Origin of the sequence: Streptomyces sp. NPDC001852, from assembly GCF_042891825.1 — a bacterium.
Classification (GTDB): Bacteria; Actinomycetota; Actinomycetes; order Streptomycetales; family Streptomycetaceae; genus Streptomyces.
Genome location: NZ_JBIATN010000005.1, coordinates 242,816 through 257,311, shown reverse-complemented (window position 1 = coordinate 257,311; position 14,496 = coordinate 242,816). Strand labels below are relative to the sequence as shown.

General features: G+C 70.4%; 11 protein-coding genes and 1 pseudogene. 4 read left to right on the top strand and 8 right to left on the bottom strand.

Features of this window, described 5'->3' with window-relative positions; genetic code table 11:
- Window positions 1-8: 8 nt before the first annotated feature.
- Entirely contained in the window at window positions 9-344 is a 336-nt protein-coding gene (locus ACFYZB_RS11410; protein ID WP_388757060.1) for a hypothetical protein, read from the bottom strand.
- A gap of 214 nt (window positions 345-558) precedes the next feature.
- Here ACFYZB_RS11410 and ACFYZB_RS11405 point away from each other — a divergent pair, with 214 nt between their 5' ends.
- Window positions 559-2,397, top strand: a complete 1,839-nt coding sequence (locus ACFYZB_RS11405; RefSeq protein ID WP_388757058.1) for a glycoside hydrolase family 15 protein — start codon at window positions 559-561, stop codon at window positions 2,395-2,397.
- Window positions 2,398-2,467: 70 nt separating this feature from the next.
- Here ACFYZB_RS11405 and ACFYZB_RS11400 read toward each other — a convergent pair.
- The 3 genes and pseudogenes from ACFYZB_RS11400 to ACFYZB_RS11390 form a co-directional block, all read right to left on the bottom strand.
- Window positions 2,468-3,630, bottom strand: a pseudogene (locus ACFYZB_RS11400) (cytochrome d ubiquinol oxidase subunit II).
- Between the two features lie 93 nt (window positions 3,631-3,723).
- Window positions 3,724-4,563 (bottom strand): SDR family oxidoreductase, encoded by an 840-nt coding sequence (locus ACFYZB_RS11395; RefSeq protein WP_351208424.1) that lies wholly within the window; start codon window positions 4,561-4,563, stop codon window positions 3,724-3,726.
- Between the two features lie 166 nt (window positions 4,564-4,729).
- Window positions 4,730-5,014, bottom strand: a complete 285-nt coding sequence (locus ACFYZB_RS11390; RefSeq protein WP_388757461.1) for a hypothetical protein — start codon at window positions 5,012-5,014, stop codon at window positions 4,730-4,732.
- 302 nt (window positions 5,015-5,316) lie between these two features.
- Here ACFYZB_RS11390 and ACFYZB_RS11385 point away from each other — a divergent pair, with 302 nt between their 5' ends.
- The gene (locus ACFYZB_RS11385; RefSeq protein ID WP_388757055.1) at window positions 5,317-6,315 is read left to right on the top strand and encodes a LacI family DNA-binding transcriptional regulator; all 999 of its coding nucleotides are present in this window, start codon (window positions 5,317-5,319) and stop codon (window positions 6,313-6,315) included.
- Between the two features lie 95 nt (window positions 6,316-6,410).
- Here ACFYZB_RS11385 and ACFYZB_RS11380 read toward each other — a convergent pair whose 3' ends face one another.
- From ACFYZB_RS11380 to ACFYZB_RS11365, 4 genes are all read right to left on the bottom strand, one after another.
- On the bottom strand, window positions 6,411-7,277 hold the full coding sequence (locus ACFYZB_RS11380) for a carbohydrate ABC transporter permease (protein ID WP_388757052.1): 867 nt from the start codon (window positions 7,275-7,277) through the stop codon (window positions 6,411-6,413).
- 57 nt (window positions 7,278-7,334) lie between these two features.
- The gene (locus ACFYZB_RS11375) at window positions 7,335-8,228 is read right to left on the bottom strand and encodes a carbohydrate ABC transporter permease (protein ID WP_388757049.1); all 894 of its coding nucleotides are present in this window, start codon (window positions 8,226-8,228) and stop codon (window positions 7,335-7,337) included.
- Window positions 8,225-9,592, bottom strand: a complete 1,368-nt coding sequence (locus ACFYZB_RS11370) for an ABC transporter substrate-binding protein (RefSeq protein ID WP_388757047.1) — start codon at window positions 9,590-9,592, stop codon at window positions 8,225-8,227. Before ACFYZB_RS11370 ends, ACFYZB_RS11375 begins: the two co-directional genes overlap by 4 nt.
- A gap of 76 nt (window positions 9,593-9,668) precedes the next feature.
- Window positions 9,669-10,760 carry a glycoside hydrolase family 172 protein gene (locus ACFYZB_RS11365; protein WP_388757045.1) on the bottom strand — a complete coding sequence of 364 codons (1,092 nt, stop codon included), beginning with the start codon at window positions 10,758-10,760 and terminating at the stop codon, window positions 9,669-9,671.
- A gap of 213 nt (window positions 10,761-10,973) precedes the next feature.
- Here ACFYZB_RS11365 and ACFYZB_RS11360 point away from each other — a divergent pair, with 213 nt between their 5' ends.
- Entirely contained in the window at window positions 10,974-12,461 is a 1,488-nt protein-coding gene (locus ACFYZB_RS11360; protein ID WP_388757043.1) for an FGGY-family carbohydrate kinase, read from the top strand.
- A 202-nt stretch (window positions 12,462-12,663) separates the two neighbouring features.
- Window positions 12,664-14,298 (top strand): fucose isomerase, encoded by a 1,635-nt coding sequence (locus tag ACFYZB_RS11355; protein WP_388757040.1) that lies wholly within the window; start codon window positions 12,664-12,666, stop codon window positions 14,296-14,298.
- Window positions 14,299-14,496 lie beyond the last annotated feature (198 nt).

Sequence of the window (14,496 nt, the reverse complement as noted above, 5' to 3'; positions counted from 1 at the left end):
AGTTCGGCTCATTCGGGGGCGAAGGAGAAGCTGCGCCACAGGCCCGCGGTACTGACGGCCTGGTCCGTCGCACCGATGTCCAGGTAGGTGCTCTGCCCACCCGGCGGTACGGTGCAGTCCGGTGTCGTGTACAGGAGCAGGCTGCTCTGTGTCTGGTTGTTGACGTGGGTCACGCCCTCGGAGAAGCGGTGACATCCGTGGATCGACGGGTTGGAGACGGTCTCCACGAGCCTGACACCGCTTCGCGCCACTACCTGACCGGACGCCTGGTCCTGGCATGCGCTGAGCGCGATGCCGAGCGACGCGATGCCGATGAGCGCGGCCAGCGACCGTGAAGAAGGCATCGAGCCTCCTCAAGTACGGGGAGCTGCCGGGGACGTCGTCCTTCCTTCACTATCCGCCAGATCCGCCGGACCCGCACGGTGGGGAACGCCGTCGCGGTCCTGGACCGAAACGGGCGCTCGGTGAGGTGCCCTCCGGCAGGCCCTCGCCGGAGCCCCGGCCTAGGCTGATCGAAGGGGGCGTTCGGGTGAATCGCACACCGGAAGGGACGCCCCGATGGACGAGTACCCGCTGATCGAGAACCACGGCCTGGTCGGCGATCTGCAGACCGCGGCGCTGGTGACCACCGAGGGAGTGGTGGACTGGTTCTGCTGCCCGCGGTTCGACTCGCCGAGTGTGTTCGGGGCGCTTCTGGACAAGGACAAGGGCGGGCACTGCACGGTCCGGCCGGCCCACCGGACCCATGCGACCAAGCAGTTGTACCTGCCCGACACGGCGATCCTGGTCACCCGGTTCATGACCGAGGCGGGCGCCGGTGAGGTGCTCGACTTCATGCCCGTCACCGGTACGACGGCCACCTCCCGCCACCGGCTGGTCCGCCTGGTCCGCTGTGTGCGCGGCAGCATGACCTTCGACGTGGAGATCGCCCCGCGGTTCGACTACGGACGCAGGTCCCACCAGTTGCGCATCACCCAGCACGGAGCGGTCTTCGTCGCGGAGGACGGCACCGAACTCACCGTGCACCCGATCCGGGAACCGGACGACGACCGGCTGATGGACGTTCTCACGGACCGGGATGCCGACCTGCACCTCTCGCTGACCCTTCGGGCCGGCCAACAGCGCGGGCTGATGCTGGAGATGGGCGCCGAGGGGCCGCCCCGCGAGGTAGTCGACGAAGAACACCGGGGGCTCTTCGACGAGACGGCTGCCTTCTGGCGCTCCTGGCTGGCGCAGTCGCGCTACACCGGTCGCTGGCGGGAGGTGGTGGAGCGTTCCGCGATCACGCTGAAGCTCATGACCTTCGCCCCCAGCGGCGCCGTGGTGGCCGCCCCGACCGCGGCCCTCCCGGAGCAGCTGGGCGGCGAACGCAACTGGGACTACCGCTTCACCTGGATCCGGGACGCCTCCTTCTCCGTGTACGCCCTGCTGGGACTGGGCTTCACGGACGAGGCCCGGGCATTCATCATCTGGCTGAGCGACCGGGTCAGGGAACGGGTCGGCAGCACCGGGAACACGGGCCCGCTCGACATCATGTACAAGGTCGACGGCTCCTCCGACCTGGACGAGCAGATCCTCGACCACTGGGAGGGCTATGCGCGTTCCGCGCCGGTGCGGATCGGCAACGGCGCCGCGACACAGCTCCAACTGGACATCTACGGCGAGGCGTTGGACAGCATCTACTTCGCGCACCGGCACGGCTTCCAGGTCGGGCACAGGGGATGGACCTCGATGCGGGAGGACCTGGACTGGCTCGCCGACCACTGGGACCAGGCGGAGGAGGGGATCTGGGAGACCCGCGGCGGTCGCCAGGACTTCACCTACGGCCGGGTCATGTCGTGGGTGGCGTTCGACCGCGCGCTGCGCCTCGCGGAGTCGAACGGGTGGCCGGCGGCGACCGGACGCTGGCAGGCCGAGCGGGACGCCGTGTACGAGCAGGTCATGGCCAAGGGGTGGAGCGAGGAACGGCAGGCCTTCGTCCAGCGCTACGGCAGTGGGGTACTGGACTCCTCGCTGCTGCGCATGGCGACGGTCGGGTTCCTCACGCCGGCGGATCCGATGTGGGCGTCGACCCTGGACGCCATGGAGCGGGAACTGGTCAGCGACAGCCTGGTCTACCGCTACAACCCCGACGCCTCGCCCGACGGCCTGCGTGGCTCGGAGGGCACCTTCTCGCTGTGCACGTTCATGTACGTCGATGCCCTGGCGCGCGCGGGACGGACCGACAGGGCGAGGCTGGTGTTCGAGAAGATGATGGGGTACGCCAACCATCTGGGCCTGTTCTCCGAGGAGATCGATCCGACGGGCCGTCAGCTCGGCAATTTCCCCCAGGCGTTCACCCATCTTGCCCTCATCGACTCGGCCATCACCCTGAACGAGGCTCTGAACCGGCGGTAGTCCCGGCCCGTCAGCCCTCCGGCGGTGTGGGCCCGAGGAGGACGAGCGTGTCCCCCCGCCCCCCGCCGGGTCAGCCCTCGTCGGTGACGGCACCGCGCCGCAGGTCGGTGTCGGTGAGGCGCTCGAGCTCGCCGCGGGTGTCCAGCCAGTACAGCAGGGCGACCGCGGGGAAGACGAGTACGACGGCGACCAGGATGACGAACGCCGGCCAGCGCAGTGTGCTGTGCGCGCCCGCGCCCTGGGCGACGGTCAGCGAGGTCGGGACGAGGTAGGGGCGCTGGGCCATGCCCCAGGCGATGACGGCCGGCGCGACCACGCCGACCGCCGTGACCCGGGACCAGGCTCCGGAGGGTCGTGCCAGCAGCCATGCGGTGGCGAGCGTGGCCAGTACCGCGACGACGACGAAGAGGAGACCCACGCCGTGGGTGAGCCCGTGCCACACATGAGGTGCGGCCCCGTGGGTGACGAACAGGGTGATGACGGCGAGCACGGCGACGGCGGCGGGGGCGCCGAGTGCCCTCCTGCGGAAGTACCGGTCCAGATCGGGCGCGTTGAAGCGCCGGGCGTCCGCGGCGAGGAAGACGGCGCGGAGCATCCGGTGGCCGCAATGGCGAGCAGGCCGAACAGCAGGGAGGTCGGATTGGCCCAGGGATCGGTCGACGCCGTCGCCGTGGCGGTCACCCGGCCCGAGGCCACTCCCCCGGCCGCGGCGCCGAGGAAGAACGGCGTCAGCAGCGACGAGACGGCGAAGACGGCACCGTACAGGCGCCGTCCGGCCGGCCGCCGTACGGGCCCCCGCAGGGCGAAGCCGGCGCCGCGCAGCACGATGCCGACGGCGGCCAGTGCCAGGGGCAGCCACATGGTGGTGAACACGCGCTGGAAGAGCACCGGGAAACCCGTCCACATGATGACCAGCACGAAGATCAGCCAGACGCTGTTGACCTCCCAGACGGGTTCCATCGCGTGGTCGATCAGCCGGCGCGGGCGCTCACCGCGCTCCGCTCCGCCCGCGGTCAGGTCCCAGAACCCGGCTCCGTAGTCGGTGCCGCCGCCGCAGGCGTAGGCGGCGACGGCGAGCAGCAGGACGGCCGCGACGACCCCGGCGATCACAGCCTGCTCCCGGCGGAGCGCGGCCCGTACGGCGTGTCCGTCTCCGGGGTCTCCTCGGGCGACCGCGGCCCGCCCGCCTGGTCCGCGAGCCGCGATGTGCGAGGCCGGGGTGAAGGCCGTCATCGACCTGGCCGGCAGCGTTTGCGGCGGCACGTCCGCCGGCAGCAGGACCGTGTGCATGTGAGGTGGTCTCCGGGCGGCGCGGGATGGGGTGGGTCAGCCGCCGGTGGCGAAGCCCGGGAAGAGTGTCATCCCGCCGTCGACGTACAGGGTGGTGCCCACGACGTAGTCCATGAGGTCGGACGCGAGGGCGACGACGGCGTGGGCGATGTCGTCGGGGTCACCGATCCGTCTGTACGGGATCAGCCGCATGAGGTCCTGCTGTGCCTCCGGTGTCTCCCAGGCGCTGCGGTTGATGGGGGTCTTGATGGCTCCCGGGGCGACCGCGTTCACGCGGATGCGCTTCGGGGCGAGTTCCTGGGCGAGGGTGGCCATCATCATCTGTACGCCGCCCTTGGAGGAGGCGTAGTTGACGTGGCCGGCCCAGGGGATGACCTGGTGGACCGAGCTCATGCAGATGATCTTCCCGGCGGCACACGACACCTCGGGGACGACCCCGCGGCGCAGGAACTCCTTGGTCGCCTCGCGGGCGCAGAGGAACTGCCCGGTGAGGTTGACGTCCAGGACCTTCTGCCACTGGGCGACGGTCATGTCGGTGGCCGGTGCGTCCCGCTGCAGTCCCGCGTTGGCGACCAGGATGTCGATCGTGCCGAACTCCTGGACCATCCGGTCCGTCATGGCGACGACCTGCTGCTCGTCGGAGACGTCCGCCTCGTAGGCGGCCGCCCGGACCCCGAACGCGGTGATCTCCTCGACCACCTTCTCGGCCTCGTCGCGGCCGGCCACGTAGTTCACCACGACATCGGCCCCCGCCCGGCCCAGGGCGACGGCCGTCGCCCTGCCGATCCCGGAGTTCGCGCCGGTCACCAGCGCCTTCTGCCCCCGCAGCAGGTGGGTGGGGACCACGCCCTGCGGTGCACCCTCGGTGGAACTCACGATGCCCTGCTCCTCCACTGCGTGCCCGCGTCCGCCGGGCCCGTCGCCCGGAGGTCCGGGCATCAGACAAGCACCGCCGAGGGGTGGCGGCATGCCGGGGTGGACCGGGTTGGGCTGCCCGGCCGAGGATCTTCGCCCGGTCGGCTTCCCGGGCGCGGCCGGAGGGTCAGCGGAGCCGCTCCAGCAGGTGGTCGCCCACGCGGAGGGCGTCGGCGATGGCCGTCAGGCAGGGATTGACCGCACCGATGCTCGGCCGAGCATCTGCTGCAGTTGGTGCCGCAGCCGGACTGTCGGGCCCGGACCGGGTCTCGACGGGCGCGGCCGGCGACACCGTGCGCCCGCACCGGACCTCGGCGGCGGCCGCCACCACCCGCTCCGGCGTCAGCAGGTCCAGCGCGCCGCGCCGCCCGTCCTCGCCGTCCGGGACCTGCTCCCGCAACCGGCGGTACACGTCGCGGAAGGCCGCTTCGGGCAGGGGGTGCGGAAGCGGGCCGCTGGTGCGAGGTCATCGGCAACTCCTCCTCATCCGCCGCGGCCGACGCCCGAAGCTGTCGTCCGAGGCGGCGGCGGGCCGGGAGAGCATGCTCTTGCGTACGTCGAACTCGGGGACGCCGTGCCGTCAGTGCACCATCCGTCTCCGCGCCCCCATGTCCGCAGGCTGACCGTTCCCTGGCGCGGACCCGATTCGGATGAAATCCTTTTCAGACACGGGGTAGGGTGGTGGCACACACGGCTGAAAGGATGCGCACTCAAGTGGTGACGATCCATGACGTGGCGCGAGCCGCCGGGGTGTCCCCGGCGACGGTCTCGCGTGTCTTCAACGGCGGCAAGGTCACACCGGAACGCGCCCTGTCCGTCCAGCAGGCCGCCGCCGCTCTCGGCTTCGCGCCCAACCGGGTGGCCCGGTCGCTGCGCAAGCAGCGCTCCAGCGTGATCGCGCTGATCATCCCGGACATCGAGAACCCCTTCTTCACCTCGCTCGCCCGCGGGGTCGAGGACGCCGCGCAGCGCACCAGCCTCTCGGTCGTCCTGTGCAACTCCGACGAGGACACCGACAAGGAGCGCCGCTACCTCGAGGTCGCCCTCGGCGAGCAGATGGCCGGCGTGATCGTGGCCGCGGCCTCGCAGGACGAGACGGACCTGGGGCCGCTGCTCGCCCGGGGCGTGCCCGTGGTCGCCGTGGACCGGCGGCCGCACGAGGCCGAGGTGGACGCGGTGCAGGTGGACAACCAGCACGGCGGCGAGGTGGCCACCCGCCATCTGCTGCAGGCCGGTTACCGCCGGATCGCCTGCATCACCGGCCCCCGGGGCGCCTCCACCTCCGAGGAACGCCTGGCCGGGTACCGCATGGCGGTCTACTCCGCGCCCGATGCCGTCCCGGCCGGCGACGCCTACGTACGGCACGCCGACTTCCGCGTCGAGGGCGGCCGGGCCGCGATGCGCGAGCTGCTGGCGCTGCCCGAGCCGCCGGACGCGGTGTTCGTCGCCAACAACCTCATGACGATCGGTGTCCTGGACGCGCTGCGCGAGGTCGGGCGCACTCCCCCGTCCCTCGGTGTGCTGTCCTTCGGCGACGTGCCGTGGGCGTCGCTGCTGCGGCCGTCCCTGACCGCCGTGGAACTGCCCTCGTACGAACTGGGCCGTACCGCTGCCGATCTGCTGCTGCAGCGCATCGAGGGCAAGCCGTCGCCGCTGCAGACCGTGGTGCTGCGCACCAGGCTCCAGGTGCGGGAGAGCACCGCCGGGCCGTGAGCCGCAGCAACGTGCGGAGGGGCGCGGTACCGGTCAAGTGGCCGGTACCGCGCCCCTTTTGGTTCGTCCGGGGCTGTTTCTTCGCCCGTCCGGAGCTACTTCAGTCCGGATGTCTTGATCGACTCCACGATCTGCCGCTGGAACACGAAGAACAGGACCAGCATGGGCAGTGCCGCGACCGTGGCAGCCGCCAGGATGTAGTTCCAGTTGGAGGTGTACTGGTTCTGGAACGAGGCGATGCCGAGCTGGACCACCGTCAGCGACTGGTCGTTGGTGGCGACCAGCGGCCAGACGAAGGCGTTCCAGTTGGCGAGGAAGAAGAAGATCGCCAGGGCCGACAGGATGGGCCGGGACATCGGCAGGACGATGTTCCAGTACACCCGCCAGTGGCCGCAGCCGTCGACGATCGCCGCCTCCTCCAGTTCCCTGGGCAGCCCCAGGTAGAACTGGCGCAGCAGGAAGATGCCGAAGGCGTTGAAGACGGCCGGGATGATCAGGCCGGCGTAGCTGTTGAGCAGGCCCAGCTCGCGGGCCACCAGGAACAGCGGGATCAGCACGACCGGGGCCGTGACCAGCAGCGTGGCGAAGATCGCGCCGAAGAGCTTCTCACGGCCCGGGAAGCGCAGCCGCGCGAGCGCGTAGGCGGCCATGGAGTGGAAGAACAGCGCCGCCACGGTGATCACCGCGGAGATGAAGAAGCTGTTCCAGAGGTAGCGGGCGAAGGGGACCTCGGTGAAGACGTAGACGAAGTTGTCGAAGGTGAAGTCCCTCGGGATCAGGTTTCCGTCGGTGACCGTGGCCCGGGTCTTGAAGGACGACGTGACCATCCACAGCACCGGGAAGATGCTGATCAGGGACAGGACGACGGCCAGGGCCGTGAGTCCCGCGCGTGCGGAGCGCGGCCGGCGCCGGCCCGTCGGGGTCGCCCGGCCCGCCCGGGTCGTCAGGGCCTCACTCGCCATCGTCGAACCTCCCGCCTCTCGTGAACTTGAAGATCACGGCGGAGATCACGACCATGATCAGCACCAGGAACGAGCCCATGGCGGACGCGTAGCCGTACTCGCCGAATCCGAAGGCCTGCTGGTAGATGTAGAAGATCGCCAGTGAAGTACGTTGGCGGGGCCGCCGTTGGTCAGCACGAAGATCAGGTCCAGGCCTCCGGTGATGGCGGCGACCGTCGACATGAGCAGGACGAAGAAGCTGGTGGGACGCAGCAGCGGCCAGGTGATGGTGCGGAAGGTGGTCCACGGACCCGCGCCGTCCAGCTTCGCGGCCTCGTAGAACTCCCTGGGGATCTCCTGGAGCCCCGCCAGGAAGATGATCATGTAGTAGCCCATCATGACCCAGACCATGACGGCGATGACACAGCCGAGGGCCAGCGAGGGGCTGCCGAGCCAGGACTCGCCGTCGAGACCGGCCGCCCGCATGGCCCGGTTGACCACACCGGTCTGCTCGTCGAGCAGGAACTTCCACAGCACGCCGACCACGACGAGGCTGATCACGTACGGCAGGAAGAGCGCGGTGCGGAAGGCGCCGACGCCGGGCAGCTTCTGCTTGACCAGCAGGCCGAGGCCGAGGCTCACGCAGAACAGGACGGGGACGAGGATCACGACGTACTCGCCGGTGATCTTCATCGAGTCCCAGAACAGCGGATCGTGCATCATCCGCCGGTAATTGCCGAGCCCGATCCACTGGTACGAGCCGAAGCCGCTGACCTGGAAGAAGCTCAGCGCGACGGAGAGCACCATCGGGATCGCGACGAAGACGAGGAGCCCGAGGACGTCGGGCGCCAGGAAGAGGCCCGCGGCCAGCCATTCGCGGTGCTTGCGGCTCAGTCGCGGCTTCTCCGCGGAGGCGGACGTTTCCGCCGGGGCGGCGGTCCGCCGGCGCTGTTGTGCGGCGACGCTGCTCATATCAGGCTCGCCCCCTTGTAGCTCTTGGTGTAGGCAGCGATGGACTGGGCGGCTCTCTCGGCCTCACCGGCGACCCCGCGGCCGGCGAGCATGGTGCCCTGGATGGCGTCGGAGATGGCCTTGTAGACGACCGGGGGGTAGCGCGGCTCGGCGCGTCCGCCGGGGAAGATCTCGTCCTTGAACTTCTTCATGATCTCGGAGTCGTAGCCGCCCTTCGCGGCGCCCCGCTCCAGGGCGCTGGCGCGCGGCGCCACGTCGGACTTGGCGCCGACGCACCAGTCGACCATCCGGTTGACCGAGTCGTCCTTCATGGAGCCGAGCGCCCAGACGCAGAACTCGGCCGCGGCCTCGGGGTTGCGGCCCTGGGCGTTGGCGCAGAAGGACCAGCCGCCGAGCGTGGTGACGTACCTGCCGCCCGCCGGGACGGGCAGTCTGAAGACGCCGTAGCGGTACTCGGGGGCGAACGCCTTGAAGCTGGAGACGTTCCAGATGCCCTGCTGCCACATGGCGACGTTGCCGCCCCTGAAGCCGCCTATCACGTCGTCGGCGGCGGGCACCGTCCGCGGGGCGATGCCGTGGCGTACGGCGTCCTGCCACAGCGCGAGGGCCTGGCGGGTGGCCTTGGAGTCGAAGACCACGTTGCCCTGGTGGTCCATGACATCGCCGCCGCCCTGCCACATCCACGGGTACCACGTGAAGTTCTGGTAGTAGCCGGGCTGGGTCTCGAAGACGAGGCCCGCCCGGGTCTTTGTCCGCAGCTTGTCGCCGATGTCGAGCATCTGGTCCCAGGTGGTGGGGATGTCGGCCTCGGACAGGCCGGCCTTCTCCCACACGTCCTGGGCGTAGAACATGGCCAGCGGCTCGATCTCCATGGGCAGGGCGTACACCTTGCCGTCGACCTTGCGGCTGTCGAGCGCGGAGCCGTAGTCGTCGATGGCGGCCTTGTCCATGTGCGGGGTGAGGTCGGCGAGGACACCGCCGTTGTAATAGCGCAGGAAGTCGCCGGGCGAGAGCAGGAAGATGTCCGGGCCCTCGCCGGTGGCGAAGGCGGACGGCAGCTTGAAGCCGTTGAGGTAGGTGGGCTGCGGCAGATAGACCAGGTCGATCTGCTGCTTGTGGGTGCGGTTCCAGGTGGCGACCATGTCGACGAACCACTTGGACTGGGCGTTGATCGCGGGATCGGGCGAGCGCTGGGGGCCGTAGAAGTTCCAGAACTGGAGGTTTCCCCCCTTCGCCTGTGCCGTGCCGCAACCGGTGAGCAGGGCCGGGGCGGCGAGGGCCGCGCCGGTGCCCGCCGCCGCGGTGAGGAAACGCCGGCGTGACGTGGTGGCCGGGCGCCCGGCGTCGTTGCCGTGCTGGAGCATGCGTGCGCTCCTGTCGGAGTGGGATGGGGCCGGATGAAGAGAAGAGGGGGGTGGCGGACGGGGAACGGGGGTGCGGTCAGTCGACTTCGAGGGTCAGCAGGTCGGGAGTGGCCGGACGGGAAGGCGAGCTGGGGGCGTCCAGGTAGAAGAGCGAGGTGCTGGCGATGTCGTCGCTGGTGTGCCGGTAACGGTGCGGCAGGCCGTTGCCCTGGCCGGGGCCGATGCCGAGGCTCTGCACGGTGACGCGCAGGTCCTGGGAGAAGCGGACGGGGTCGAGGACGTGCCAGCGGTACATCCCGAACCGCTGCTGGCTGCGGTAGAGCCCGTCGGGGCGCAGGATCTGGTTCAGGCCCAGGTAGGGGGTGGTGTAGGCGGTGTAGCCCTGCCCGGGGACGTCGAAGTTCCAGGCGCCGCCGAAGTAGTCCTCGGTGCCGGTGCCGCAGATCGTCGGGAACTCCTCGTCGCCGTCGAGGTAGAACTTGAACTCGCCCTCGCCCCACCAGCCGGGGCTGTTGACGCCCCAGGCGAGGTAGGTGCCGACATAGCTGCCGGCGCCGGTGACCCCGTCGAGCAGGGTGTGCACCTCGCCGTACGGCACCGGGTGGCTGCGCCGCCACTGCGCGTGGAAGTAGGAGGCGTCCTCGCCGACCTCGTCCAGCTCGTAGTCGATCTGGTAGTAGAGGGTGACCTTGTCGGCGGTCAGGTTCTCCAGGGTGATGCGCGCGCGGCGGCGGAACGGCATGGGCCAGTACGCGTTGAAACCGCCGTTGGGATTGGCGGCGACGGGAACGGACGAGACCTGGCTGAAAGTGTTCCACCCGTTGCAGAAGAAGTCACCGAGCGGGACCTCGACGGCCGGGCTGTCCTCTCCCTCCCAGTACATCCGCAGCAGGGTGCCGCGCCAGGCCGTGTGCGGGTCGGTGGTGCACCACAGGTGCCGGACGGTGCCCGGTCCCTCGATGTCGGCGAGCACCGCGGTCTCGCCGGCGGCGATGTCGATGCTCGGGGAGATCTTCCAGCCCGGCCCCAGTCTGCTCGCCGCGACCGCGCCGGTGCCCTCGGTGGCCCGGCCGCCGCCGGACGTGGCACCGGTGAAGTTCTCGGCGCTGATGGAACGGCTCACGGCACGGGTCCTGCGGGAGATGCCGTCGAGTCCAGAGGTCGTCATCGTGTCTGTGCCCTCAGCTCTGTGAAATCCATTTCAGCGAAAAGTAGGGCCGCCCTCAGGGGGTGTCAAGGGGTGAGATCCGAGCGCACGTTTGCGACTTCTCGACTTCGGGATTGCGCGGTTTGTGCGACTTACAGCGGCTCTTCTCGGCCATAAGACCCGACTGCGCGCGCACTCTTGACGATGAAATCGATTTCTGCCAGCCTGCGCGTCATGCCTCGCAAGTCTCGCAACGCAGTCATCGGTCTGGACATCGGCACATCGAGCAGCAAGGGGGTCCTCGTCGGCCTCGACGGCACCCTGATCCGCTCGGCCGTGCGGGAGCACACCCCCACCAGGCCGGGCCCCGGCCGCTTCGAGATGGACGCCTCCGTCTGGTGGCGCGAGTTCGCCGACATCGCCCGCGAGCTCACCGGCCCCGGCGACACCACGGTGCTCGCCGTCGGGGTCAGCGGCATGGGCCCCTGCGTCCTGCTCACCGACGAGCACGACACCCCGCTGCGCCCCGCGATCCTCTACGGCGTCGACACCCGCTCGGTCCGGCAGATGCGCCGTATCGAGGAACGGCTCGGTGCCGAGGAGATCATCCGCCGGTGCGGCTCCGCGCTCACCACCCAGGCCGCCGGTCCGAAGATCGCCTGGGTCGCCGAGGAGGAGCCCGAGCCGTACGCCCGCGCCCGGCGCCTGTACATGCCCAGCTCCTGGCTGGTCCACCGGCTCACCGGCGCTTATGTGCTGGACCACCACTCGGCCAGCCAGTGCACCCCGCTGTACGACACGCTCGCGGGTGAGTGGTACGCCCCCTGGGCCGCCGAGGTGGCCCCCGGCATCGAGCTGCCGCCGCTGCGCTGGTCCGGCGAGGCGGCCGGCACCGTGACCGCCGAAGCCGCCGCGGCGACGGGACTGCCGGCCGGGATCCCCGTCACCACCGGCACCATCGACGCCTGGGCGGAAGCTCTCAGTGTCGGTGCGCAGCACACCGGTGACCTGATGCTCATGTATGGCACGACCATGTTCCTGATCCACACCGTGCCCAAGCCCCTCACCAGCCCGTCGCTGTGGGGCACGGTCGGCGCCCTGCCCGGCACCCGTAACCTGGCCGGCGGCATGGCCACCTCCGGCGCGGTCACCAACTGGCTGCGCGATCTGTTCGCCGCCGGCGACCACGCCGAACTGACCCGCCTGGCCGCCGAGTCGGGGCCGGGCGCGGGCGGGCTGCTGATGCTCCCGTACTTCTCCGGCGAGCGCACTCCGATCATGGACCCGGACGCCCGCGGGGTGATCGCCGGGCTCACCCTCTCCCACACTCGCGGCGACCTGTACCGGGCCGCGCTGGAGGCCACCGGATTCGGGGTGCGTCACAACATCGAGGTCATCGAGGAGGCGGGCGGCGACATCCGCCGCGTGGTCGCCGTCGGCGGCGGCACCCAGGGCGCGCTGTGGACCCAGATCGTCTCCGACATCACCGGACGGCCGCAGGAGCTTCGCAGCACGACGATCGGCGCGAGCTACGGCGGTGCCCTGCTCGCGGCACAGCTCGTCGGGGACGCCGGGATCGACGACTGGAACCCGGTACGGGAGACGGTGACACCGCGTGCGGAGCATCGACTGCGGTACGACGAGATGTACGCCCTGTACCGGCGGCTGTACCGGGAGACTTCGGCGACCGTGCATGCCCTTGCCCCGCTGCAGGAGCGCTGAGCCCTTCCGAGTCCAGGCCACCGGGCCCCGCCCTTGAACCCCGCCAGGGGGCTCCGCCCCCTGGACCCCGGCCCCTGCCCACCCACCACCCGACCCGGTCGGCTGGAAAGGCACCGGACCCGACTCGGTCCGCTGCGAAGGTGCCGTCCCCGCGCTGTCGGCTGGGGGGGCGCCCGTCATACGCAACCCCAACGGAGATCCCATGACCACGTACACCCTGCCCGTCCCGAGCCGGCCGGCGGCCGTCGAGCCGCATACCGTCTACACCGTGGCCAGTGGTGACCTGCGGCCCGCCGCCAATGTCACCTGCTGGCCGACCCAGGAGAAGCTGGAGAAGGACCTCACCGCGGCGCTGACCGACCTCGGGTGGCGTGTCCGCCGAGGGCATGCCTTCGACCCGGCCAGGGGGCACGGCTTCATCGACAACCAGCGCGCCGGCATCGAGGTGTTCCAGACCCTGCCGAAGGACGCGCCGCTGATCGTCGTGGAGGGCGTGTGGCAGTACAGCCACCACGTCCTGGCCGGGCTGCGCGACCACCGGGGCCCGATCCTGGTCGTCGCCAACTGGAGCGGCGAATTCCCGGGCCTGGTGGGCCTGTTGAACCTCGCAGGCAGCCTCACCAAGGCCGGGCGCGCGTACTCCGTGCTGTGGAGCGCGGACTTCGGCGACGACTGGGCCCGCGACGGCCTGCGCACCTGGCTGGAGACCGGCATCCTCACCCACGACACCAGCCATGTCCGGCCGTTGCCGCCCCTGCCAGAGGACCCCGAGACCGAACTCGGCGTGGCCCTGGCCCGGCAGCTGCGCGAGGACAAGGCGATCATCGGCGTCTTCGACGAGGGCTGCATGGGCATGTACAACGCCATCATCGACGACGAGTTCCTCAACCCGCTCGGTATCTACAAGGAGCGGCTGTCGCAAAGCGCGCTGGTGGCCGAGATGAAGAAGGTCACCGACGAGGAGGCGCAGGCGGTCCGCGCCTGGCTCGACCACGCCGGCCTGCGGTTCCACACCGGCAGCGACGAGGCCACCGAACTCACCGACGCCCAGCTGCTCAGCCAGTTCAGCATGTACATAGCGGCACTGCGCATCGCCGACGACTTCGGACTCGACGCGGTCGGCATCCAGTACCAGCAGGGTCTGAAGGACACCGTCCCGGCGAGCGACCTCGCCGAGGGCCTGCTCAACAACGTCCAGCGCCCCCCGGTGTTCAGCCGGGACGGTGCCCGCGAGCTGTACGCCGGCGCCCCGCTGCCGCACTTCAACGAGGTGGACGAGGGCGTGGCCGTCGACTCGCTGGTCACGAACCGCATCTGGACGGCCATGGGCCTCGACCCGGCCACCACGCTGCACGACATCCGCTGGGGCGAGGAGTACGACGGCCGGTTCGTGTGGGTCTTCGAGATCTCCGGCTCGGTGCCCGCCTCCCACAACGGCGGCTACCACAAGTCGTACAGCATGCGGCAGCCCCCGATGTACTTCCCGCTCGGCGGCGGCACGCTCAGCGGGGTCTCCAAGCCGGGCGAGATCGTCTGGTCCCGGGTGTTCCTGATGGAGGGCCGGCTGCATGTCGACCTCGGCCGGGCCACGGCGGTCGAGCTGCCGGAGGAGGAGACCCGACGCCGCCTCACGGCCACCACCCCGCAGTGGCCGATCATGCACGCGGTGCTGCACGGGGTCAGCCGCGACCAGTTCATGGCCCGCCACCGCGCCAACCACCTCAACGTGGCCTACGCGCCCGACGCGGAGACGGCCGACAAAGCACTGCGCGCCAAGGCCGCCCTCTTCGCCGAGCTGGGCGTCGAGGTGCACCTGTGCGGGGACGTGACGCTGTAGCCGTGTCGCGGCCCCGCCGGCGGCGCACGTGAGCGAGCGAACCGGTGCGGGGGTGGCGGCGGCCGCATCGTTCTCGGGCGCGTCACGGGCGGCGGCCGCCGCCGCACCCCCACCACGCCCGGCGAGGAGTCCGGCAACGCGGTGGCGGGGGCTCCACGGCGGCTTTCATCGTGCCCGGTTCGGCCTTCGGCGATTCCG

Coding starts and splice junctions, on each gene's coding strand:
- ACFYZB_RS11375 (WP_388757049.1), bottom strand. CDS start 8,228: ATGAGCAGCGTCGCCGCACAACAGCGCCGGCGGACCGCCGCCCCGGCG.
- ACFYZB_RS11355 (WP_388757040.1), top strand. CDS start 12,664: ATGACCACGTACACCCTGCCCGTCCCGAGCCGGCCGGCGGCCGTCGAG.
- ACFYZB_RS11370 (WP_388757047.1), bottom strand. CDS start 9,592: ATGCTCCAGCACGGCAACGACGCCGGGCGCCCGGCCACCACGTCACGC.
- ACFYZB_RS11365 (WP_388757045.1), bottom strand. CDS start 10,760: ATGACGACCTCTGGACTCGACGGCATCTCCCGCAGGACCCGTGCCGTG.
- ACFYZB_RS11410 (WP_388757060.1), bottom strand. CDS start 344: ATGCCTTCTTCACGGTCGCTGGCCGCGCTCATCGGCATCGCGTCGCTC.
- ACFYZB_RS11360 (WP_388757043.1), top strand. CDS start 10,974: ATGCCTCGCAAGTCTCGCAACGCAGTCATCGGTCTGGACATCGGCACA.
- ACFYZB_RS11405 (WP_388757058.1), top strand. CDS start 559: ATGGACGAGTACCCGCTGATCGAGAACCACGGCCTGGTCGGCGATCTG.
- ACFYZB_RS11380 (WP_388757052.1), bottom strand. CDS start 7,277: ATGGCGAGTGAGGCCCTGACGACCCGGGCGGGCCGGGCGACCCCGACG.